The organism is Halomonas sp. DQ26W, from assembly GCF_003339685.1.
Classification (GTDB): domain Bacteria; phylum Pseudomonadota; class Gammaproteobacteria; order Pseudomonadales; family Halomonadaceae; genus Halomonas.
Map to the genome: position 1 here is coordinate 1 of NZ_QPKI01000022.1, position 23169 is coordinate 23169.

General features: G+C 63.9%; 22 protein-coding genes and 1 other RNA gene. 15 read left to right on the plus strand and 8 right to left on the minus strand.

Annotation, left to right across the window (positions count from 1 at the left end; all coding sequences use genetic code 11):
- Nucleotides 1-149, minus strand: a 149-nt coding sequence (locus DU490_RS12020; RefSeq protein WP_147270460.1) for a pyruvate kinase, incomplete at its 3' end; no start/stop codon positions are given.
- A gap of 282 nt (nt 150-431) precedes the next feature.
- On the opposite strand from DU490_RS12020, the gene gap reads away from it, so the two are divergent.
- Nucleotides 432-1454: a type I glyceraldehyde-3-phosphate dehydrogenase gene (gap, locus tag DU490_RS12025; RefSeq protein ID WP_114574533.1), complete on the plus strand. Its 1023-nt coding sequence runs from the start codon at nt 432-434 to the stop codon at nt 1452-1454.
- Between the two features lie 120 nt (nt 1455-1574).
- On the opposite strand, the gene DU490_RS12030 is transcribed toward gap, so the two are convergent.
- The 5 genes from DU490_RS12030 to smpB form a co-directional block, all read right to left on the minus strand.
- The gene (locus tag DU490_RS12030; RefSeq protein ID WP_114574534.1) at nt 1575-2873 is read right to left on the minus strand and encodes an aspartate kinase; all 1299 of its coding nucleotides are present in this window, start codon (nt 2871-2873) and stop codon (nt 1575-1577) included.
- A 155-nt stretch (nt 2874-3028) separates the two neighbouring features.
- Nucleotides 3029-4201 (minus strand): carboxynorspermidine decarboxylase, encoded by a 1173-nt coding sequence (gene nspC / locus DU490_RS12035; protein WP_258801650.1) that lies wholly within the window; start codon nt 4199-4201, stop codon nt 3029-3031.
- Nucleotides 4202-4207: 6 nt separating this feature from the next.
- Nucleotides 4208-5407, minus strand: a complete 1200-nt coding sequence (locus tag DU490_RS12040) for a saccharopine dehydrogenase family protein (protein WP_114574535.1) — start codon at nt 5405-5407, stop codon at nt 4208-4210.
- Between the two features lie 479 nt (nt 5408-5886).
- Nucleotides 5887-6266, minus strand: a transfer-messenger RNA (tmRNA) gene (gene ssrA, locus DU490_RS12045).
- An 87-nt stretch (nt 6267-6353) separates the two neighbouring features.
- Entirely contained in the window at nt 6354-6845 is a 492-nt protein-coding gene (gene smpB, locus DU490_RS12050; protein ID WP_114574536.1) for an SsrA-binding protein SmpB, read from the minus strand.
- 127 nt (nt 6846-6972) lie between these two features.
- Here smpB and DU490_RS12055 point away from each other — a divergent pair, with 127 nt between their 5' ends.
- Nucleotides 6973-7407 (plus strand): type II toxin-antitoxin system RatA family toxin, encoded by a 435-nt coding sequence (locus DU490_RS12055; protein WP_114574537.1) that lies wholly within the window; start codon nt 6973-6975, stop codon nt 7405-7407.
- On the plus strand, nt 7397-7720 hold the full coding sequence (locus tag DU490_RS12060) for an RnfH family protein (protein ID WP_114574538.1): 324 nt from the start codon (nt 7397-7399) through the stop codon (nt 7718-7720). The genes DU490_RS12055 and DU490_RS12060 overlap by 11 nt, the downstream gene beginning before the upstream one ends.
- Before the next feature lie 50 nt (nt 7721-7770).
- On the opposite strand, the gene DU490_RS12065 is transcribed toward DU490_RS12060, so the two are convergent.
- Complete coding sequence (locus DU490_RS12065; protein WP_114574587.1) at nt 7771-8256, minus strand: outer membrane protein assembly factor BamE; 486 nt, start codon at nt 8254-8256, stop codon at nt 7771-7773.
- A 72-nt stretch (nt 8257-8328) separates the two neighbouring features.
- Here DU490_RS12065 and fur point away from each other — a divergent pair, with 72 nt between their 5' ends.
- Nucleotides 8329-8745: a ferric iron uptake transcriptional regulator gene (gene fur, locus DU490_RS12070; RefSeq protein ID WP_114574539.1), complete on the plus strand. Its 417-nt coding sequence runs from the start codon at nt 8329-8331 to the stop codon at nt 8743-8745.
- Between the two features lie 87 nt (nt 8746-8832).
- Here the strand turns inward: fur and recN are convergent, their stop codons facing one another.
- Nucleotides 8833-10509: a DNA repair protein RecN gene (recN, locus tag DU490_RS12075; RefSeq protein WP_114574540.1), complete on the minus strand. Its 1677-nt coding sequence runs from the start codon at nt 10507-10509 to the stop codon at nt 8833-8835.
- Nucleotides 10510-10787: 278 nt separating this feature from the next.
- Here recN and grpE point away from each other — a divergent pair, with 278 nt between their 5' ends.
- The 11 genes from grpE (at nt 10788) to greA (ending at nt 23093) form a co-directional block, all read left to right on the plus strand.
- Nucleotides 10788-11417: a nucleotide exchange factor GrpE gene (gene grpE, locus DU490_RS12080; protein ID WP_114574541.1), complete on the plus strand. Its 630-nt coding sequence runs from the start codon at nt 10788-10790 to the stop codon at nt 11415-11417.
- 120 nt (nt 11418-11537) lie between these two features.
- Nucleotides 11538-13469, plus strand: coding sequence for a molecular chaperone DnaK (dnaK, locus tag DU490_RS12085; RefSeq protein WP_114574542.1), 1932 nt, complete (start codon nt 11538-11540; stop codon nt 13467-13469).
- A 106-nt stretch (nt 13470-13575) separates the two neighbouring features.
- Nucleotides 13576-14730, plus strand: a complete 1155-nt coding sequence (gene dnaJ / locus DU490_RS12090) for a molecular chaperone DnaJ (protein ID WP_114574543.1) — start codon at nt 13576-13578, stop codon at nt 14728-14730.
- A 132-nt stretch (nt 14731-14862) separates the two neighbouring features.
- Nucleotides 14863-15144 carry a DUF2218 domain-containing protein gene (locus DU490_RS12095; RefSeq protein ID WP_114574544.1) on the plus strand — a complete coding sequence of 94 codons (282 nt, stop codon included), beginning with the start codon at nt 14863-14865 and terminating at the stop codon, nt 15142-15144.
- Nucleotides 15141-16052, plus strand: a complete 912-nt coding sequence (locus DU490_RS12100; protein ID WP_258801651.1) for a DMT family transporter — start codon at nt 15141-15143, stop codon at nt 16050-16052. The genes DU490_RS12095 and DU490_RS12100 overlap by 4 nt, the downstream gene beginning before the upstream one ends.
- A gap of 105 nt (nt 16053-16157) precedes the next feature.
- Nucleotides 16158-16439, plus strand: a complete 282-nt coding sequence (locus tag DU490_RS12105) for a type II toxin-antitoxin system RelE/ParE family toxin (protein WP_114574545.1) — start codon at nt 16158-16160, stop codon at nt 16437-16439.
- 25 nt (nt 16440-16464) lie between these two features.
- Entirely contained in the window at nt 16465-16767 is a 303-nt protein-coding gene (locus DU490_RS12110; protein WP_114574546.1) for a HigA family addiction module antitoxin, read from the plus strand.
- 55 nt (nt 16768-16822) lie between these two features.
- Nucleotides 16823-17644, plus strand: a complete 822-nt coding sequence (dapB, locus tag DU490_RS12115; protein WP_114574547.1) for a 4-hydroxy-tetrahydrodipicolinate reductase — start codon at nt 16823-16825, stop codon at nt 17642-17644.
- A gap of 481 nt (nt 17645-18125) precedes the next feature.
- Nucleotides 18126-19292 (plus strand): glutamine-hydrolyzing carbamoyl-phosphate synthase small subunit, encoded by a 1167-nt coding sequence (gene carA / locus DU490_RS12120; protein WP_181870033.1) that lies wholly within the window; start codon nt 18126-18128, stop codon nt 19290-19292.
- A gap of 97 nt (nt 19293-19389) precedes the next feature.
- Complete coding sequence (gene carB / locus DU490_RS12125; protein ID WP_114574549.1) at nt 19390-22620, plus strand: carbamoyl-phosphate synthase large subunit; 3231 nt, start codon at nt 19390-19392, stop codon at nt 22618-22620.
- A complete protein-coding gene (greA, locus tag DU490_RS12130; protein WP_114574550.1) occupies nt 22617-23093 on the plus strand; it encodes a transcription elongation factor GreA in 477 nt (158 codons plus the stop codon). The genes carB and greA overlap by 4 nt, the downstream gene beginning before the upstream one ends.
- The last annotated feature ends 76 nt before the right edge of the window (nt 23094-23169 follow it).

The following is a 23169-nucleotide window of genomic DNA, read 5'->3' on the forward strand; positions in this document are numbered from 1 at the left end:
TCCGGCGAACCGTGGGAGAAGTTGAGGCGTACCACATCGACACCGGCCTCGATCATGGCCTCAAGAACACCCATGCGGTCGCTGGCCGGCCCCAGGGTGGCGACGATCTTGGTGCGACGAAGGGGAAGGCGAGGTTGGTAGTGAGGCATGGAGAGTCCTCCTATTGGCGGCAGCCGGGTGATTTCTTGGGATGCCACTACCTTAGCGGCGAAGACGTAATATTACTACAGAATTCTTCCTCGGCGGAGATCCCCCGTTTGCGCCGGTCAGAGCCGAGTCTGACTGAGTAATATGCATATGTTGCGGCGCGATGAAGAGGCGGGAGAGGAAGGTTGCGCAAAATTTGTTGTAATATTACCAAAAAAACTTGAGACTCAGCCATAATTGCACCACATTAAAAAAATGCTGCCCACTCCCGGGAGGAAGATGCCATGACACTCAAGATTGCTATCAACGGTTTCGGTCGTATCGGTCGGAACGTGCTTCGCGCGCTCTTTGAAAACGGCTATCGCAACCGCGTTCAGGTGGTCGCCATCAACGACTTGGGGGCGCCCGCCCTCAACGCCCACCTGCTGCGTCACGACACCGTGCATGGTCATTTCCCCTTCTCCGTGGAGCACGACGAGGAGAGCCTGGCCGTGGATGGTGATCGCATTGCCATCCTGTCTGAGCGCGATCCGTCGGCCTTGCCCTGGAAAGCCCTTGGGGTCGACCTGGTGATGGAGTGCACCGGCCTGTTCACCAAGCGTGAGGCGGCGGCGATGCACCTGGCCGCCGGAGCCGGCCGCGTGCTGATCTCGGCGCCGAGTCCCGATGCCGATGCCACCATCGTCTTCGGCGTCAACGAGGACGTGCTCAAGCCCGAGCACAAGGTGGTCTCCAACGCTTCCTGCACCACCAACTGCCTGGCCCCGATCGCCCAGGCGCTCAACGAGTCGGTGGGCATCGAGAACGGACTGATGACCACGGTGCACGCCTACACCAATGACCAGAACCTCTCCGACGTCTATCACAGCGACCCCTACCGGGCTCGCAGCGCCACCCACTCGATGATCCCCACCAAGACCGGTGCCGCCGCCGCCGTGGGCCTGGTGCTGCCCGAGCTTGCTGGCAAGTTCGATGGCCTGGCGGTGCGCGTGCCGGTGATCAACGTCTCGCTGGTGGACCTGGTATTCACCGCCGGCCGTGACACCACCAAGGAAGAGATCAACGCCATCGTCGCCAAGGCGGCGGAGGCCTCACCGGTGCTGGCGGTGAACACACAGCCGCTGGTCTCCATCGACTTCAACCACGACGCCCACTCCTCCACCTTCGACGCCAACCACACCCGGGTGAATGGGCGCCTGGTCAAGGTAATGGCCTGGTACGACAACGAGTGGGGCTTTTCCAACCGCATGCTGGATACCGCCCTGGCGATGCAGGCGGCGAGCGACGCCAAGCGCGAAGCAGCTTGATGCGGTAAGCCAGTCATAGGGCGAATACAATGAACGCCGGGGCGATGAATCGCCCCGGTTTTGATGCCACCGGGGTCGCGGCCTTCCAATGGCAGGCTGGGCAACCATTCCGAGCCTCGCTCAGTCGGGGAGATGCCAGGTCTCGGGGCACTCCTCGGTGCGGAACAGTCGCTGGGTGGTTGTGGCATTACGGCGCTCAGCGAGGGTTTCGCGGCCTTCGCTCAGGGCATCCAGCATGCCTTGGCAAGGGTAGCGCACGGTGAGCAGCGTCAGTTCGTCCTGCCGAGTGACTTCGTAATCGTCTTTCAGAGATTCGATCAGGGACTCCAGCCGCTCGGGCTTGTTGTCGCAGCAGAGCGTGATCTGCATGGCGCCGCCGTCGATCAGGTTGGCATGAACGCCATTCTCTACAAGCCGGCCGAGGATGTCGTGCTGGCGCGGCTCGTCCATGAAGGAGAAGTCCTTCGGCTTCACCTCGAGCAAAACCTGGTCGTCGCGCAGGATGCAGGAGGGGTGCTCGGCATCGAACCGGGTATCCGCGTCGATGACGCTGGGGGGCGCCTCCGGTGTCTCGAAGGAGCGTACCGTCAGCGGAATCGCCTTCTGCTTCAGCGGCCCCAGGGTCTTGGGGTGGATGACCTTGGCCCCGTGCCAGGCGAGTTCGATGGTCTCGGCGTAGGAGAGCCGTTTCAGCTGCACGGCGTTGTCGAAGCGCCGGGGGTCGGCGTTGAACAGCCCCGGCACGTCCTTCCAGATCACCACCTCCGCGGCGTCGAGGCAGTGGGCGAAGATCGCCGCGCTGAAATCCGAGCCTTCCCGGCCGAGGGTGGTGGAGACGCCACCAGGGGTGCCGCCGATGAAGCCCTGGGTCAATAGTACCCGGTCGTCACCCCCCGCTCGTTTGCGGATGGCATCCGTGGTGGCTGACCAGTCCAGGTTGGCGTTCTGGTGCTGGCCGTCGGTGATGATCAGCTCGCGGGCATCGAGCCACTCCGTTTCCACGCCCTGGCGGTTCAGCCACTCGGCAACCAGGGTGGTGGATAGCAGCTCCCCATAGCAGACCGTCTGGTCGTAGTGCTCCGGGTAGGGGCTGTCGCGATGGCGCCGATGCTGTTCGTCCAGCTCGTCGAACAGGGTGTCGAGGCGTGCCTTCAACGAGTCGGCGTCGTCACCGAAGAGCGCGTCTGCCACCTCCCGATGGCTGGCCTTGAGCGACGCGAAGCGCTCACGGTAGTCCTCGCCGCGGCTGTCGTCACGGGCGTCGGCCAGCAGTGCCTCGAGGGCATTGGTCGTCTTGCCCATGGCGGAGATCACTACCACCAGTGGCCGCTCCTTGTGGGCCTCGATGAGAGGCGTCAGGTGGCGTATGGCGTCGGCATCCTTGACCGAGGCGCCGCCGAACTTGAAAACGGTGGTCATCGCTGCTCTCCCTGGCTGGTGATATCGCTGCTCCTACCATGCGCGAAATCAGAGCTGGGTAAAAGAGGGGTGGGGCGAGGAGAAAAACAGCGGTGCAGAAACGCAACAGATACCCGTCAGGTGCCTGTTGCGCAGCGACCGAAGCCGAAAGGCACCTAGCTCAGGCGCTGCTTGTAGTCCTCGTAGCCGAATCTCTTGACCGTGCGCAACTCGCGGCTCGCCTCGTCGATGCGGCAGATCGAGGGCAGCCGCATGCCGTTGAAAGTGGTGGTCTTGACCATGGTGTAGTGGGCCATGTCGGTGAACACCAGGCGGTCGCCGATGGCCAGCGGGGCATCGAAGCTGTAGTCGCCGATGACATCGCCGGCGAGACAGGTCAGGCCACCCAGGCGATATAGGTGGGCCTTCTCATCGGACTCACCGGCACCGATGATCTGCGGCCGGTAGGGCATCTCCAGCACATCGGGCATATGCGCGGTAGCGGAGGTGTCGAGGATGGCGATGGGGCCGTCATTCTCGACGATATCCAGCACCGAGCAGACCAGATAGCCGGTGTTGAGCGCGATGGCTTCGCCGGGCTCCAGGTAGACCGTCAGGTGCGGATGGCGCGCCTTGAAGTCGCGGATCACCTGCACCAGCCGCTCGACGTCGTAGTCCTCGCGGGTGATATGGTGACCACCGCCGAAATTGACCCACGCAAGGCTAGCCAGGTACTGGCCGAACTTGGCCTCGAAGGCGGCCAGGGTCTCCTCCAGGGCGTCGCTGTTCTGCTCGCAAAGGGTGTGGAAGTGCAACCCCTCGAGGCCTTGGAGATCCGCAGGCGACAGGTCCGCGGCCCGGGTGCCGAGCCGTGAGCCCGGCGCGCAGGGGTCGTAGAGCGGTACCGCGCCGGTGGAGTGTTCCGGGTTGACCCGCATGCCGCAGGAGACCCGGCGGGGTGCGGCCGCGACGGTATCGCGGAAGCGCCGCCACTGGCCCGGCGAGTTGAAGCTGAGGTGGTCCGCATAGCGCAGCACCACCTGCATCTCCTCCTCGGTGAAGGCCGGCGAGTAGCAGTGCACTTCGCCGCCGAAGGTCTCGGCGCCGAGGCGAGCCTCGTCCTGGCCGCTGGCGGTGGTGCCCACCAGGTACTCCCGGGCCATGGCGAAGGTATCCCACATGGCGAAGCCCTTCAGGGCCAGCAGGATACGCGCACCGCTCGCCTCCTGGACCTGCTTGAGCAGGACCAGGTTCTTGCGTAGCAGGGCGTCGTCGACCACGTAGGCGGGCGACGGGCAGGCCTGAACATCAAAGGGATAGACCGGCGTTTCCATGTTCTGCGATGCCATGCGCGATCAGGCCAGCGGGTCGGCTTCGGGGTCCAGCTCGACCACCTGCCAGGGCAGGCCCATCTCGCCGATGCGTTCCATGAAGGGGTCCGGGTCCAGCTGCTCGACGTTGAACACGCCGTTACCCTTCCAGAGGCCCTCGAGCATCAGCATGGCGCCGGTGACGGCGGGCACGCCGGTGGTATAGGAGATCGCCTGGGACTGGACTTCCCGGTAGCAGGCTTCGTGGTCGCAGATGTTGTAGATATGTACCTTGCGCCGCTTGCCGTCCTTGATGCCGTCGAGGATCACGCCGATGTTGGTCTTGCCCTTGGTGCGCGGGCCGAGCGACGCCGGGTCGGGCAGTACCGCCTTGAGGAACTGCAGCGGCGTGATCTGCTTGCCCTCGAACTCGATCGGCTCGATGCTGGTCATGCCGACGTTCTCGAGCACATTCAGGTGGGTGATGTATTTCTCTGAGAAGGTCATCCAGAAGCGAATCCGCTCCAGCCCCTTGATGTTCTGGCTGAGCGACTCGAGCTCCTCGTGGTAAAGCAGGTAGATGTCCTTCTCACCGATGCCGTCGAAGTCGAACTTGCGCTTCTCGGCCAGCGGCGGGGTCTCCACCCACTCACCCTTTTCCCAGTAGCGGCCATTCGCGGTGATCTCGCGAATGTTGATCTCCGGATTGAAGTTGGTAGCGAACGGGTAGCCGTGATCGCCGCCGTTAGCGTCCAGGATGTCGATCTGGTGGATCTCGTCGAATAGGTTCTTCTGGGCGTAGGCGCAGTAGATGTTGGTCATGCCCGGGTCGAAGCCGCAGCCCAAGGTGGCCATGACGCCGGCCTTGGCGTAGCGCTCCTGGAAGGCCCACTGCTCCTTGTACTCGAACTTGGCCTCGTCCGGGTGCTCGTAGTTGGCGGTGTCCAGGTAGGGCACGCCGGTGCGCAGGCAAGCCTCCATGATGGTCAGGTCCTGGTAGGGCAGCGCCACGTGAATCAGCAAGTCGGGCTTGAATGACTCGATCAGGGTAACCAGTGCCTCGACGTTGTCGGCGTCCACCTGGGCGGTCTGGATCTGGCGATCCAGCTGGGCCGCTATGGCGCGACACTTGTCTTCATTGCGACTGGCCAGGCAGATCTCCGAGAAGACCTCGGGATGCTGTGCACACTTGTGGGTAACCACGCCACCGACGCCACCGGCGCCGATAATCAGGACTTTGCTCATTGGCTCTCGAATCCAGGTCAGGAAATGTCTTTCAAATATAGGGTCTTATCGGAACGTGGGCCAACCTGATTTGCCCGGACCCGATGCCACCCCGGTCTCGCTCACGCGCTGGGCGCGATGATGGCGCGCCGGGCCCCCGGTATCAAGCAATTTTCATGGCGAATACTCGACCAAAGCAGGGGGCGCAGGACGTGAGTCGACCCTTCCAATACTGGAGCTCACCCTTGGGGGGGGGCACCACTTTCAGACATGGTGCGTATTCCGCGTCATCGTGACCTGCCATTCCGCTTCATCGTGACCGATTTCGGCGTCTTTTCCGGAAGCCGCGTTCACGTTCCCGGGATATCACCTAACTCACTGGAATAATACGAGGGGGCATGTCAAGGAATGTTGTGAAATGTCCAGACACAAGAAAGGGGCCCGGAGGCCCCTGTTCATGCGGTTTCTGAAGTGTTGTGGAACCTCCTGAAACCTTGGTTTGGTGGAGGCGGCGGGGATCGAACCCGCGTCCGCCGGCACTCGCTCTTCGGCTCTACATGCTTAGGTCCGTTTTTTGATTTAACGCGGCTGGCTCCAACGGGCAGGATCCAGCAACGCGATTCCTCAAAGGTTTAGCGATTGACGTGAGGACGCCGTCAACCGCGATCCCATCATTTTTAGCTCATATCCCGTCCGCAATGAATGGGCACATCGCTTCGGGGCCGGGCTAGAAGCTAACAGCTATTAAGCTGCCAGCGCGCCCTGAGCGTAGTTGTCGTCGTTTGCGACTATTTAGTCGTGATGTTGGATTTACGAGATACATCACGCTCTCGGCATGCACCTAGGAGGTTGTCACCAGCGTCGAAGCCATGTCGCCCCCGTAGCAGGCCCATCATATCAGCATGGGCAGTAGTGTGACACCTGTTTGCTGGCTGGGTTCAATCGGTTCACGCAGCCTGCGAACCCGTCAGGCCTTGGTCTGTTCCCGCATGATGCGGCCCTTCTGGCGCTGCCAGTCCCGATCCTTCTCGGTGGCGCGCTTGTCGTGGAGCTTCTTGCCGGTCACCAGGGCCAGCTCGCACTTCACCTTGTTGCCCTTCCAGTAGAGCTTCAGCGGCACGCAGGTGTGCCCCTTCTCCTGGGAGCGCGAGAAGATCTTGGCGATCTCCTTGCGGTGCAGCAGCAGCTTGCGGGTGCGCGTGGGGTCGGCGAGCACATGGGTGCTGGTGGTGTTGAGTGGCATGATGTGACAGCCGAGCAGCCACGCTTCGGCATCCTTGATCAGGATGTAGGTGTCGGTGAGCTGGGCCTTGCCGGCGCGCAGGCTCTTCACTTCCCAGCCGGCCAGCACCAGGCCGGCCTCGAAGGTCTCGTCGATGTGATACTCGAAACGCGCCTTCTTGTTCTGGGCGATGGTGCTGCTGCCTGGGCCCTTGCCCTTGGCTTTCTTGTTGGCCATGGTACCTCGTATCGTGTTCGGCCTTTGGCGAGCTCCCTTCGATATGGGGGGAAGCGTGATACCATTCAAGGCGTGAAATAACCGCTCATGATACGCCTTGGGCACTGTGAAGTCAGCGGAGAGCTCCATGCCATCGGTCAATCGTTCCGCCCTGGTGCGGCACACCCCTCAGGACATGTTCGACCTGGTCAACGATTTCGAGCGCTACCCGGAGTTTCTGCCCGGGTGCCGACGGGCGCGGCTGGTCGAACGAGACGAGTCACACCTGATCGGCGAGATGACTCTGGGGCGGGCCGGCATCGAGCAGAGCATCATGACCCGCAACGACCTGATCGAGCCGGAGCGCATCGAGATGTCGCTGGTGAGCGGCCCCTTCAGGCGCCTGCGCGGCCGCTGGTTGTTCATTCCCGTGGGTGAGGGCACCTGCAAGGTCTGCCTGGAGATGGAGTTCGAATTCGCCAACCGCCTGCTCGGCATGGCGTTCGGCAAGCTGTTCCAGCAGGTGGCCGGGCAGTTGGTGGACTCCTTCACGCACCGGGCCGATGACGTCTATGGCCGCTAGTGATGGGCGTCTCGAAGGGTGTCTCCACGTCGAGGTGGCCTTTGCGCTGCCCGATAGGCAACGCATCGTTGCCTTGACGGTGGCCGAGGGGACCACGGTGCGCCAGGCCGTGGTCCAGGCCGAGCTGGCAAGGCTATTCCCGGAGGTGACGCCCGAAACCTTCGGCCGGGCCGACCTGGGCATCTTCGGCAAGCCGGTACGCGACCCCGACGCTCAGGCGCTGCGGGAAGGCGACCGGGTCGAGGTCTACCGTCCGCTCGTGATCGACCCCAAGGCGGCGCGTGCCGAGCGTGCGGCGCGCACCCGGCAGTAACGCCTTCTGGTTTTTCTCTCAGACCGGTGTCCGTGATTCGCCTAGGGCTCCTAGGGCTCCAGCAGCTCGGTCGAAGCCGGCTCGCCGCCCTGCGGCAGGGTGCCGCCCGCTTCAGGCGCGGAGCGAGGCGTGGTTTGTGGCTGGGTCTCCGGCATCGCGTCCATGGGGTTGGCGCCTTCGACGGCAGGGCCTGCGCCATCCTGGGCACGAAGCTGGATGTCCTCGGAGAAGTCGCCACGCCGTTGGACGTCGACCAGCCGATCCCCGTCGAAGGTCAGCGTCACGCGACGCTGCTGGACGCCGCCATAGGCCTCGTCGAGCCGGAAGATGTAGTCCCACTGGTTGGCGTCGAAGGGCGCTTCCAGCAGCGGGCGGCCCATGACCCCCACGACCTGGTTACGGTTCATGCCGGGCTGCAGCTGTTCGACCATGCCCTCGGTAATGTAATTGCCCTGGGTCAGGTCGCGCTTGTACACACAGCCGCTGACCAGGGTCAGGGCGAGGATAAGGGTAGCGGTATTGATCAGCTTTTGCATTTGGGTCCGTTCTTCACTATCGTGGATTCGGTCGATCATACCCGACCCTACCTGATACTGCGAAGAGCTAACATGGCCGACCAGAACCATGAACTGCGCAAGGCGGGCCTCAAGGTCACCTTGCCCCGCGTGAAGATCCTGCAGATTCTCGAGAATGCCACGGGCCAGCACCACCTGAGCGCCGAGGATGTGTACAAGTCGCTGCTGGATGCCGGAGAAGACGTGGGCCTGGCCACCGTCTATCGCGTGCTGACCCAGTTCGAGACGGCCGGTTTGGTGATTCGCCACAATTTCGATGGTGGCCACGCCGTCTTCGAGATTTCCCAGGAGGAGCACCACGACCACATGGTGTGCCTGGACAGCGGCGAAATCATTGAATTCTTCGACGATACCATCGAGCGTCGTCAGCGAGAGATCGCCGAAGAGCATGGCTTTGAACTCGTCGATCACGCCCTGGTGCTCTACGTGAAACCCCGCGGCTCCGTCTAATCCGTTGGAGTGGTTCGCCGACCCAGACCCGACAGCGACCCCGCTCCGAAAAGTGCGGGGTCGCTGTCGTTTGTGGTGGTGAATGGGCTAGTGGTGTGCACTCTGCTGGCTGGCGTCGAGCATCTCCCGGGCGTGGGCCAGGGTTCGATCGGAGAGGTTGACCCCGCCCAGCATGCGAGCCAGCTCGCTGACCCGCCCGGCCTCGTCGAGTAGTGCCATGCGAGTCTGTGTGGTGTTGCGCCATGCCTGCTTCTCGATATGCAGGTGGTGGTGGGCCTGGGCCGCCACCTGCGGCAGGTGGGTCACGGTCATTACCTGTCCGTCGGTGCCGAGCCGCCGCAGCAACTGGCCGACAATTTCGGCGGTGGCGCCCGACACGCCGACATCCACCTCGTCGAATATCAGGCTGGGAATGGTCGAGTGGCGTGCCGCTACTACCTGGATCGCCAGGCTGATGCGTGACAGCTCGCCGCCGGAGGCCACCTTGGACAACGGCCGGGGTGGCTGACCGGGGTTGGCACTGATCAGGAAGCGGATGCCTTCCAGGCCATCGGCGGCTGGTGCCTCGCGGGCTTGTACCTCGATTTCGAAGCGCGCCTTGCCCATAGCCAGGAAGGCCAGTTGCTCCTGGACAGCCTTGCCGAACCGGGTCGCTGCCCGCTGCCTTGTCTCGCTGACGCTGCGGGCCCGCTGCCGCCAGGCGTCGCGCAGGGCCTCCACATCGGCGCGCAGCGCTTCCAGGTCGTGCTCACCTCCATTCAGGCCTTCCAGCTCCGCCTGTAGTTGGCTGTGCAGGCTGGGCAGCTCTTCCGGCATGACGTGATGCTTGCGAGCGATGCGGTGGACTTCGCTCAGCCGCGACTCGACCCAGGCCAGCTGCTCCGGGTCCAGCTCGGTGGTATCGACGAAGCGGTGCAGCTCCCGTGCCGCCTCCTCGATCTGGATGCGTGCCTCGCCCAGCATGCTCAGCGCCTCGGCCAGCCCGCCCTGGGCGTGGCCAGGCAGCACGCCGAGGCGGCTGCTCGCCTGGTGCAACAGCGATAGCGCACCGCCCTCGTCGCTGTCACAGCAATCGGCGGCGAACTGGGCCTCGTGCAGGGTCTCCTCGGCATGGGCCAACTGCTCCTGCTCGCGCTCCAGGGTCGCCAGCTCGTCGTCTCCCAGCGCCAGGCTATCCAGCTCCTCGACCTGATAGCGCAGTAGCTGCCGACGGGCCTGCAATTCGTCGCCGCTTTCGGCCAGCCGCTTGAGCCGACGCCGGGCGGCCTGCCAGTTGCGAAACGTCTCGGTGAGCTCAGCTACCTCCGTGCGCTGGCCGGCAAAGTCGTCGAGCAGGCGCAGGTGTGTCTCTTCGCGCAGTAGTGCCTGATGGGCGTGCTGGCCGTGGATTTCTACCAGGTGCTCGCCGAGCGCCTTGAGGTCGGCGATGGTCGCCGGCTGGCCGTTGATCCATGCCTTGGAGCGGCCGGCCGCGGGCACCACGCGGCGCAGCAGGCAGTCGTCGGTAGGCAGCTCGCGCTCCTCGAGCCAGGCGCGGGCGGCCGGCAGTGCGGCGATATCGAAGCGGGCACTGAGATCGGCACGCTCGCAGCCATGGCGAATGCTGCCGGCATCGGCGCGCTCGCCCAGGCACAGTCCCAGGGCGCCGAGCAGGATCGACTTGCCGGCCCCGGTCTCGCCAGTGATGGCGGTCATGCCGCCGGCAAGCTCCAGGTCGAGGCGTTCGACGATGGCGTAGTCACGAATGGCAAGCTGAGTCAGCATCTTTCCTCCCGGCGCCTTGGTGTTCGACAGCTCTTTATGACGGCCCTTCATGACGGTTCGTCACGACAACTGACCTGAACAATAGGCTGTATGTCCATACACTATCAAAGAGTTTTTATACAGTAGACCAGCCTCTCTCTCAATGCACATGTCGATTCTTGGCCATTTATTCTTGAGTTTCTGGCCATGGCCCCCATATAGGCGGCAGATTGCGATGCTATCGCCAACCCGAATCCTGTTCGGCCCGTGGGGCCGATTCACCGTTTCAGGAGATGTTCATGGCTAAAGAATCCCAGACCCCGCTGGATGACGAGCTGGCAAGGCGCGAAGAAGAGGCCGAGCCGCAGCCCGTGGAGGGCGAACTCGAAGACGAGGTAATCAAGGCGGCCGACGAGGCCGAGGCGCTGGTCGAGCCGGCCGAAGCGGGCGACAACCCCGAAGCCGAGATGCTGGCCGCCCAGGTCGCGGAACTTGAGGAGAGCCTGGCCGAGGCCAAGGACCAGGTGCTGCGCACGGCAGCTGAGGCGCAGAACGTGCGCCGGCGCGCCGAGCAGGAGGCCGAGAAGGCGCGCAAGTTCGCCCTGGAGCGTTTCGTCAAGGAGCTGCTGCCGGTGGTCGACAGCCTGGAGAAGGCGCTGGAGGCCATGGGCGAGGAGGCCAGCGAGGCCCATTGGGAGGGAGTCTCGATGACCCTGAAGATGCAGCACGACGTGCTGGGCAAGTTCGGCGTCGAGGCGGTCGACCCGCAGGGCGAGCCCTTCGACCCCCAGTACCATGAGGCCATGGCCATGGTGCCCAATCCCGAGCTCGAGGCCAACAGCGTGATGGAAGTCATGCAGAAGGGCTACTTGCTTAACGGACGCCTGGTGCGCCCGGCCATGGTGGTGGTCAGCAAGGCTGCCGGTTGAGTTAGCACATCAGAAATGGGGGCAGGACTTGAAAAAACGGACACTGCCCCCCAGATAGACGACAACCCCGCGGCAAGCGCCGCAGAGACGATTTCAAGCAACGACTTTCGAGGATTTCCTATGGGACGCATCATCGGTATTGACCTGGGGACCACCAACTCCTGTGTGGCCGTGCTCGACGGCGACAGCGCCAAGGTGATCGAGAACGCCGAAGGCACCCGCACCACACCCTCCATCATCGCCTACACCGATGATGGCGAGATTCTGGTGGGACAGTCGGCCAAGCGCCAGGCGGTCACCAACCCCGAGAACACCCTGTACGCGATCAAGCGCCTGATCGGTCGTCGCTTCAAGGACGACGTCGTCCAGAAGGACATCAAGATGGTGCCCTACGGCATCACCGAGGCCGACAACGGCGACGCCTGGGTGGAAGTGAAGGGCAAGAAGCTGGCGCCGCCGCAGGTCAGCGCCGAAGTGCTGAAGAAGATGAAGAAGACCGCGGAAGACTACCTGGGTGAAGAAGTCACCGAGGCGGTCATCACCGTGCCGGCCTACTTCAACGACAGCCAGCGCCAGGCCACCAAGGATGCCGGCCGCATCGCCGGCCTCGAGGTCAAGCGCATCATCAACGAGCCCACGGCGGCGGCGCTGGCCTACGGCATGGACAAGGCCCGCGGCGACAAGACCATCGCGGTTTATGACCTGGGTGGCGGTACCTTCGATATCTCCATCATCGAAGTGGCCGACGTCGACGGCGAGACCCAGTTCGAAGTGCTGGCCACCAACGGCGACACCTTCCTGGGCGGCGAAGACTTCGACATGCACCTGATCAACTATCTGGTCGATCAGTTCAAGTCCGACAGCGGCATCGACCTCTCCGGCGACAACCTGGCCATGCAGCGCCTCAAGGAAGCCGCCGAGAAGGCCAAGATCGAGCTGTCCAGCGCCCAGCAGACCGACGTCAACCTGCCCTACATCACCGCCGACAACACCGGTCCCAAGCACCTCAACGTCAAGGTGACCCGGGCCAAGCTGGAGTCGCTGGTGGAAGACCTCATCCAGCGCTCGTTGGGGCCTTGCAAGACTGCCCTGGCCGACGCCGGCCTGTCGGCCTCCGAGATCGACGACGTGATCCTGGTCGGTGGTCAGACCCGCATGCCGATGGTGCAGAAGAAGGTCGCTGACTTCTTCGGCAAGGAAGCGCGCAAGGACGTCAATCCGGACGAGGCCGTGGCCGTGGGTGCGGCGATCCAGGGCGGCGTGCTGGGCGGCGACGTCAAGGACGTGCTGCTGCTCGACGTCACCCCGCTGACGCTCGGCATCGAGACCCTGGGCGGCGTGATGACCCCGCTGATCGAGAAGAACACCACCATCCCGACCAAGAAGACCCAGACCTTCTCGACCGCGGATGACAACCAGACCGCCGTGACCATCCACGTGCTGCAGGGCGAGCGCAAGCAGGCGGGTGGCAACAAGTCGCTGGGCCGCTTCGACCTGGCCGATATTCCGCCGGCGCCGCGCGGCGTGCCGCAGGTCGAGGTCGCTTTCGACCTCGACGCCAACGGCATCCTCAACGTCTCGGCCAAGGACAAGGCTACCGGCAAGGAGCAGTCGATCGTGATCAAGGCCTCCAGCGGCCTGTCCGACGACGAGATCGAGCAGATGGTCCGTGACGCCGAAGCTCACGCCGACGAGGACAAGAAGTTCGAGGAACTGGTGGCGCTGCGCAACCAGGCCGACGGTATGGTCCACGCCTCGCGCAAGACCCTGGAAGAGGCCGGTGACAAGGTCAGCGATGACGAGAAGCAGGCCATCGAAACCGCCATCACCGACCTTGAAGAGGCGCTTAAGGGCGACGACAAGGATGACATCCAGGCCAAGCTGGACAAGCTGACCGAAGCCTCCGGCAACCTGGCCCAGAAGATGTACGCCGAGCAGGCCGAGGCGGCCCAGCAGGGCGGCGGTGAAGGCGGCGAAGACGCCGGCAAACCGGAAGAGGACGTAGTCGACGCCGAGTACGAAGAAGTCAACGACGACCAGAAGAAGTCGTAAACGTCGAGGGTATGCCACGGCCGACGGCAGCGCGGGGGGATGACTCCCGCGTTGCCGTTTCCGCGGATCAGGCGATAACTGCCTAGACCAGGAGGCGCATGGACCCATGTCCAAACGCGATTATTACGAAGTGCTCGGCGTCGAGCGCGGGGCCGACACGAAAGACATCAAGAAGGCCTACCGACGCCTGGCACAGAAATATCATCCGGACCGCAACCCGGATGACGAGACTTCGGGCGAACAATTTCGGGAAGTCTCCGAAGCCTACGAGATCTTGAGCGACAGCGAGAAGCGTGCCGCCTATGACCAGTTCGGCCATGCCGGCGTCGACGGCCAGGCCGGTGGTTTCGGCGGTGGCGGCTTTGGCGGCGGCGCGGGAGCCGGCGGTTTCAGCGATATCTTCGGCGACGTGTTCGGCGACATCTTCGGCGGTGGCGGTGGCCGGCGCAGCCCCCATGCGCCCCAGCGCGGCAGCGACCTGCGCTACAACCTGGAGCTCGACCTGGAGAGCGCGGTTTCCGGCACCACCGTTGACATCCGCGTACCGCGCCACGTCGAGTGTGAGCGCTGCGACGGCCAGGGGGCCGAGCCGGGCTCCAGCAAGGAGACCTGCCCCACCTGTAACGGTCACGGCCAGGTGCGCATGCAGCAGGGCTTCTTCGCCGTGCAGCAGACCTGCCCCACCTGCCATGGCAACGGCGTGCACATCAAGGTGCCGTGCCACAAGTGCAACGGTGAAGGCCGCGTGCGCGAGACCCGCACCCTGTCGGTGAAGATCCCGGCCGGCGTGGATACCGGCGATCGCATCCGGCTCAACGGCGAGGGCGAATCCGGTATCAACGGTGGGCCCCCGGGGGATCTCTACGTTCAGGTGGCAATCAAGCCGCACCACATCTTCCAGCGCGACGGCAAGCACCTGCACTGCGACGTGCCGATCAACTTCATCGACGCCGCACTTGGCGGCGAGTTGGAAGTGCCGACGCTGGACGGCCGGGTCAAACTCAAGATCCCCGCCGAGACCCAGACCGGCCGGCTGTTTCGCCTGCGCGGCAAAGGCGTCAAGCCGGTGCGCGGCGGCCCTCCCGGCGACCTGCTGTGCAAGGTGGTGGTCGAGACGCCGGTCAACCTCAACGACGAGCAGAAGGACCTGCTGCGCCAACTCCAGGAGAGCCTGGGGGGCACCAACAGCGCCCACCACTCGCCCAAGAAGAGCGGCTTCTTCGACGGCGTGAAGAAGTTCTTCGAGGACATGAAACCGTAAGACTTCCGGCTGTCCGTAAGGCGACAAGGCCCCGGCCTCCACAGGAGGCCGGGGCCTTGCTTTCTTGGGGGCTGGCATTGGCCATCTGCTCGTCTTAGTCTTGAGTTCAATCGAAAACGAAGGGAGATCGTTATGCCGATGTCGCGAACGGAGATCGCTACCGAGTCAGCCGAGAAGCTGATGAACCAGCTGTGCAAGCACTGGGCGCACAAGCTGGAGGTTGAGCAGGGCGATACCGACAGCCGGGTAGTGTTCGAGGAGGGCTCCTGCCTGATGCAGGTTGAGCCGGGCAAGCTGATCGTGGCCCTCGAGGCGCTGGAGGAGGGGAGCCTCGACCGCCTGGAGGGCGTCGTGGACTCCCACCTTCAGCGCATGGCGGGTGATGAGGAACTGGTCATCGTCTGGGAAAATTGAACGTCACGGCGTCGCCCCGCGCCGCCCACCTTGGCATGCTGCTGTGGGCGGTACTGGTAGGGCTATCGTTTCCCGCCGTGGAGCTGATGAGCCAGCTGCCGCCGCTGTCGCTGACCGCGCTGCGCTTCGCCATCGCCTGCGCGGGGCTGTGGTGGCTGGCGCGCCGCTCGGCCGATTTCCTGCCCTCCTGGCGGCTGCTGCCTCTCTATAGCCTGATGGGTCTCTGCCTGGCCGGTTTCTTCGGCGCCATGTTCTGGGCGGCGCATCATGCCACGGCGCTCTCCATGTCGACGCTCTACGTCACCGTGCCGCTGCTGGCCTTCCTGTTGGGGCTTGGCTTTCGCGTCGAACGGCTGACCTGGCAGCTGCCGGCGATCCTCGCGCTCGGCGCCATGGGGGCGCTGGGGCTGGCCATTGCCGAGTCGATGGGCCATGGCGAAGGGCTGCGGTTCGGCATCGGCGAGGCGGTCTTCTTCTTCGGCTGTGTTTCATCGGCGCTCTACCCGGTGCTCAGCAAGTGGGGCCTCGCCCATGGCTGGCTGCCGGAGTCGGCCTCGGTGCGTACCTTCTGGAGCCTGGGCATGGGCGGAGTCTGGATCGGCCTGCTGGGGCTGGCTATCGAGCCCGTCACCCAGCTGGCGTCGATGCGCTGGCAGGACCTGCTGCTGGTGACCTACCTGGGACTGTTCTCCAGCGCCCTGACCTTCTGGCTGATGCAGCGGGCCACCTCGGCGCTGACTCCCGGTGCCGTCACCGCCTACGGCTACCTGGTGCCCTTTGTCTCCATGCTGCTGTTGTTCGTCCAGATGCCAGCGCAGATCGGCTGGCACTGGGCGCCGGGCAGCCTCTTGGTGCTGACGGCCATCGCACTGCTGCTGCGTAACGGCCGCGCTGCCGCGCCGTCATGAGCCACGAGGCCGCGCCGGTTCGGTGCCGTGTGTCGGTGCTAGCAGCAGGTGGTCGGGCGGATAGTTCTGTTTGACGTATAACGCGGTGCGTAATATCATGGTGGCATGATCGAGTTCTTTGCCTGTAAGCGAACGCAGCGGCTTTTCGAGGGGGCAGGGTGCGCCAACGCATTTCGTGCCTTCCGGCGCCAGGCCGAGCGCAAGCTGCAACTGCTGGATTCGGCGACCACGCTGGATTTCTTGCGCTCGCCACCGGGTAACCGTCTCGAGGCGCTACGCGGTGACAGGCAGGGGCAGTACAGCATTCGTATCAACGATCAGTGGAGAATCTGCTTTCGCTTCGAGAGTGGCGCCGCCTTCGATGTCGAAATCGTGGATTATCACTGACCTCTGTCAAGCAGGAGTTGCCATCATGATCAAGAATGGCATGCGACCTATCCATCCAGGCGAGATGCTGCGGGAAGACTATCTGGAGCCGCTGGGGATGAGCGTCAACGCCCTGGCGCGTGAGCTGCGTGTGCCCTCGACCCGGTTGCACGAGATCGTCAAGGAGCGCCGTGCGATTTCGGCGGATACAGCCCTGCGTCTGGCGCGTTATTTCGGTGGTGATGCCCAGTCGTGGCTGAACCTTCAGGCAGCCTATGACCTCAAGAGAGTCGAGCTCGATCATGGCGAGGAGATCGAGCGCAGCGTATTGCCGCGAGATGCAGCCTGAGCCTCTGGTATACTCCACGCCATTCTCAATGCCAAGATAGTGTTCAGGAGTCCGCATGACCCGTATCGCCATCGTCGGCGTCGCCGGCCGCATGGGCCGCACCCTGGTCAACGCCGTTCAGCAGGACGCTGGAGCCACCCTGGCCGGCGGCATCGTCGAGCCGGGCAGTTCGCTGGCCGGAGCTGATATCGGCGAGCTGGCGGGCGTCGGCAAACTGGGGGTGACGGCGGTGGACTCCCTCGCGGCCATCGTCGATGACTTTGACGTACTGATCGACTTCACCAGCCCGCAGGTGACGCTTTCCAACCTGGCGTTCTGCGCGAAGCACGGCAAGCGGATCGTCATCGGTACTACCGGCCTCTCCGACGACGAACTGGCCGAGCTCGACGGCTACCGTGACAGGCTTTCGCTGGTCTTCGCCCCCAACATGAGCGTCGGGGTCAACCTGACGCTGAAGCTGCTCGAGACGGCGGCCCGGGCGCTGGGTGACGAGGGCTACGACATCGAGGTGATCGAGGCGCACCATCGCCACAAGGTGGATGCCCCCTCGGGCACCGCGCTGAAGATGGGCGAGGTGGTGGCCGAGAGTCTCGGCCGCACGCTCAAGGAGCACGGCGTCTTCGCCCGCGAAGGCCAGTGCGGTCCGCGCACGGACAAGGAAATTGGTTTTGCCACGGTGCGTGCCGGGGATATCGTCGGCGAACACACGGTGATGTTCGCCACCGAGGGTGAGCGCATCGAGATCACCCACAAGGCGTCGAGCCGCATGACCTTCGCCAAGGGCGCGGTACGCGCGGCGCGCTGGGTGGCCGACCGGCCAAGCGGTCGGTATGACATGCAGGACGTGCTTGGTCTTGCCGAAACATCGCAGAAATAGCTGCGCGAGCGAATCGCTGCGTTGCGCGGTGCTCGGAATCCTCACATATACCCCATATGCTCCGGTTCCTGTGCTCCGTGCGCCTTGCGCTTCATCTCGCTCGCAGATTTCTGCGGTGTTTCGGTGGCAGGTAGCGCCCAAGGATGGGTTTACAGCGCCTCCTCGTAGGCCTGTGCTCGGATCAGCCCCGGATCGTCAGCGTGGATATGAGGTTCAGGGCGCAAGATGGTAGTCAAATGAGGCCGAATCCTGTAATATCCCCAAAATTTTGGCCGGGCGCCTGAAAACAGCGGTCATCACTGCGTGCTTGTTGCGTTTGCCAGCCCCGAAGAATATGACAACAAGCGGGATGAAACCGGTTCTTCTATCGGTTTCGTCCCGCTTTTTTACGAGCCGAATCTGTCGCAGCGACGATAGCCGCGGAGCCTGCGCGCCTCAGGCTCCCACAGCATGGGAGGACCTTGTCTTGAACAGCCCCGCATTGAACAAACCCGCGATACTGGCCCTGGAAGATGGCAGTCTCTTTCATGGCACGGCCATCGGTGCCGATGGACAGACCAGCGGTGAGGTGGTGTTCAATACGGCCATGACCGGCTATCAGGAAATTCTCACCGATCCCTCCTATACCCGGCAGATCGTCACCCTCACCTATCCCCATATCGGCAATACCGGCGTCAATGCCGAGGATGTGGAGTCCGGCGCCATCGCCGCCGCGGGCCTGGTGATCCGCGACCTGCCGCTGATCGCCAGCAACTTCCGCTCCGAACAGTCGCTCTCCGACTACCTGAAGAGCCAGAACGTGCTGGGCATTGCCGATATCGATACCCGGCGCCTGACCCGCATCCTGCGCGACAAGGGCGCTCAGAACGGGGCGATCCTGGCCGGAGCGGATGCCGAGGGCGAAGACGCCGTCGAGCGCGCCCTGGCGGCGGCCCGGGAGTTTCCGGGGCTCAAGGGCATGGACCTGGCCAAGGTGGTCTCCTGCCAGGTCCCCTACGAGTGGACCGAGGGCGAATGGACCCTGGGTAAGGGCTACGCCGACACCGCCGACCCTGATGCAGCGTCAGAGCGCCCCTTACACGTGGTCGCCTACGACTACGGGGTGAAGCGCAATATCCTGCGCATGTTGGCCAGCCGCGGCTGCCGCCTCACCGTGGTGCCGGCCCAGACCCCGGCCACCGAGGTGCTGGCCATGAACCCGGACGGTGTCTTCCTGGCCAACGGCCCCGGTGACCCCGAGCCCTGCGACTACGCCATCAAGGCGATCGGCGAGATCCTCGAGACCGATATCCCGGTATTCGGCATCTGCCTGGGCCATCAGCTGCTGGCGCTGGCCAGCGGAGCGAAGACGGTGAAGATGGGGCTCGGCCACCACGGCGCCAACCATCCGGTGCAGGACCTAGACAGCGGCCAGGTGATGATCACCAGCCAGAACCACGGCTTCGCCGCCGAAGAGTCGACCCTGCCGGCCAACCTGCGCGCCACCCACCGTTCGCTGTTCGACGGATCGCTGCAGGGCATCGAGCGCACCGACCGGCCGGCCTTCAGCTTCCAGGGGCACCCCGAGGCGAGTCCCGGCCCCAAGGACGTGTCGCCGCTGTTCGACCGCTTCGTCGCCATGATGAAGGGGCGCCTCGCGACGCGCTGAATGAGCATCTGCCCGGCCCGCCGCCGGGCATCGATCGCTTCAGCGACTCTGCGAGAGCCGTCTCACTCGTTAGCCATCCATTTTCGCGGGAACCGTCATGCCCAAACGTACCGACATAAAGAGCATCCTCATCATCGGCGCCGGCCCCATCGTCATCGGCCAGGCGTGCGAGTTCGACTATTCCGGCGCCCAGGCATGCAAGGCGCTGCGCGAGGAGGGCTTCCGGGTCATCCTGGTCAACTCCAACCCGGCCACCATCATGACCGACCCGGCCATGGCCGACGCCACCTATATCGAGCCGATCACCTGGCAGACGGTGGAGAAGATCATCGCCGCCGAGCGCCCGGATGCCATCCTTCCCACCATGGGCGGGCAGACCGCACTCAACTGTGCGCTGGATCTCGAAAAGCACGGCGTGCTGGCCAAGTACGGCGTGGAGATGATCGGTGCCAACGCCGACGCCATCAACATGGCCGAGGACCGCGACCTGTTCGACCAGGCCATGCGTCGCATCGGCCTCGAGTGCCCCAAGGCCAAGGTGGCACACTCCATGGATGAAGCCTGGGAGATCCAGGCTGAGCTGGGCTTTCCCACTATCGTCCGCCCCTCCTACACCATGGGCGGCTCCGGCGGTGGCGTGGCCTACAACAAGGAGGAGTTCGAGGAGATCTGCACCCGCGGCTTCGAACTCTCCAACAACCATGAGCTGTTGATCGACGAGTCGCTGCTGGGTTGGAAGGAGTACGAGATGGAGGTCGTTCGTGACAAGAACGACAACTGCATCATCGTCTGCGCCATCGAGAACTTCGACCCCATGGGCGTGCACACCGGCGATTCCATCACCGTGGCCCCGGCCCAGACGCTGACCGACAAGGAGTACCAGATCATGCGCGACGCATCGCTTGCGGTGCTGCGCGAGATCGGCGTCGAGACCGGCGGCTCCAACGTGCAGTTCGGCGTCGATCCCAAGACCGGTCGCTTGGTGGTGATCGAGATGAACCCGCGGGTGTCGCGCTCCTCGGCGTTGGCCTCCAAGGCCACCGGCTTCCCGATCGCCAAGATCGCCGCCAAGCTGGCCATCGGTTATACCCTGGACGAGTTGCAGAACGACATCACTGGCGGGCGCACCCCGGCCTCCTTCGAGCCGGCCATCGACTATGTCGTCACCAAGATTCCGCGCTTCACCTTCGAGAAGTTCCCCCAGGCCAACGACCGCCTCACCACGCAGATGAAGTCGGTGGGCGAGGTGATGGCCATCGGTCGCACCTTCCAAGAGTCGCTGCAGAAGGCGCTGCGCGGCCTGGAGACCGGCAACGACGGCCTCGACCCCAAGGTGACCGATTTCACCGACGATGCCATGGCGCACATCAAGGGCGAGTTGCAGGCCGCCGGTGCCGAGCGCATCTTCTTCATCGCCGACGCCATGCGCGCCGGCATGAGCGTCGACGAGATCTTCACGCTGACAAACATCGACCCCTGGTTCCTGGTGCAGATCGAGGACCTGGTGCACACCGAGCAGCAGGTGAGCAAGCGTTCGCTTTCCGACTTCAGTCCTCGCGAGCTGTTCGGCCTCAAGCGCAAGGGCTTTTCCGATGCGCGCCTGGCGAGCCTGTTGGGGGTCGCCGAGAAGGAGTTCCGCAAGACCCGCCAGAAGGCTGGTATCCGCCCGGTCTACAAGCGGGTGGACACCTGCTCGGCGGAGTTCGTCTCGGATACTGCCTACATGTACTCAACCTACGAGGAGGAGTGCGAAGCCGAGGTCTCGGATCGCCAGAAGATCATGGTGCTGGGCGGCGGACCCAACCGCATCGGCCAGGGCATCGAGTTCGACTACTGCTGCGTGCATGCCGCCTTCGCCATGCACGACGATGGCTATGAGACCATCATGGTCAACTGCAACCCTGAGACCGTCTCCACCGACTACGATACCTCCGACCGCCTCTACTTCGAGCCGGTGACCCTGGAGGACGTGCTGGAGATCGCCGACAAGGAGAAGCCGGTCGGAGTGATCGTGCAGTTCGGCGGCCAGACGCCGCTCAAGCTGGCCCGCGAGCTCGAGGCCGCCGGCGTGCCGATCATCGGCACCACGCCGGACGCCATTGATCGTGCCGAGGACCGCGAGCGCTTCCAGCAGATGATCGAGAAGCTGGGTCTCAAGCAGCCGCCCAACGCCACCGCACGCAGTTTCGAGGAAGCCTTCGCCAAGGCCGAGGCGATCGGCTACCCGCTGGTGGTGCGCCCCAGTTACGTGCTCGGCGGTCGGGCCATGGAGATCGTCTATGACGCCTCCGAGCTCGAGAACTACATGACCCATGCGGTGAAGGTCTCCAACGACTCGCCGGTGCTGCTTGACCACTTTCTCAACGCCGCCGTCGAAATCGATATCGATGCCGTCTCCGATGGCCACCAGGTGGTGATCGGCGGCATCATGCAGCACATTGAGCAGGCCGGCGTGCACTCCGGCGACTCCGCCTGTGCGCTGCCGCCCTACTCGCTGCCCGCCGAGGTGCAGGACGAGATGCGCGACCAGGTCAAGCGCATGGCCGTGGAGCTGGGCGTGGTGGGCTTGATGAACGTGCAGCTGGCCTGGCAGGAAGGTGAGATCTACGTCATCGAGGTAAACCCTCGCGCGTCACGCACCGTGCCCTTCGTCTCCAAGTGCATCGGCATCTCCCTGGCCCAGATCGCCGCCCGCTGCATGGCCGGCAAGACCCTGGCCGAGCAGGGCTTCGAGCATGAGATCGTGCCGCACTTCTACAGCGTCAAGGAGGCGGTCTTCCCGTTCAACAAGTTCCCCGGGGTCGACCCCATCCTGTCGCCGGAGATGAAGTCCACCGGCGAGGTGATGGGCAGTGGCGACACCTTCGCGGAGGCCTTCTACAAGGCGCAGCTGGGTGCTGGCGAGGCGATCCCGGCGCTAACCGGGGAACGCAAGGCGTTCCTCTCGGTGCGCGATCCGGATAAACCGGGTGTTATCGAGGTGGCGCGTTCTCTGCTAGCATTAGGGTTCGGCCTGGTCGCCACTCGTGGCACCGCTGCGGCACTCGACGCGGCAGGTCTCCCGTTCGACATCGTCAACAAGGTCTTTGAGGGCCGGCCGCATATCGTCGATCTGCTCAAGAACGACGACATCGCCTATATCGTCAATACCACCGAGGGTCGTCAGGCGATCAATGACTCCTCGGTGATCCGTCGTACCGCGCTCGCCCGCAAGGTGCCCTATGCCACGACCCTGGCAGGGGCCAGTGCCGTTTGCATGGCGCTCGAATATGGCGATGGCATCACGGTACGTCGGCTACAGGAACTGCATGCAGGAGCAACGCAATGAACAAGGTCCCCATGACCGTTGCCGGCGAGGCGCGCCTGCGCAAGGAGCTGGAGTATCTCAAGGGCGAGGCGCGCCCCAAGGTGATCGCCGATATCGCCGATGCCCGTGAGCACGGCGATCTCAAGGAGAACGCCGAGTACCATGCCGCCCGCGAGCAGCAGGGCTTCATCGAGGGGCGTATCAAGGAGATCGAGAGCAAGCTTTCGGCGGCCCAGGTGATCGATGTGATGAAACTGCCGCAGACCGGCAAGGTGATCTTCGGTGTCACCGTCGAACTGATCAACCTCAACAATGACGAGACGGTCACCTACCAGATCGTTGGCGAGGACGAGGCCGAAATCAAGGCCGGAAAGATATCGGTGACGTCACCCATCGCCCGTGCCCTGATCGGCAAGGAGGAGGGTGACGTAGTGGTGGTGAACACCCCGGGGGGCGAGGTGGAATTCGAGATCGGCGGCGTCGAGCACCGCTGAGTCCGTGCCATGTGAACAATCCCCGGCGACTCAGCTCGGCGGGGATTGTCTCTATTGCGCAAGGCTCTTGCACAGG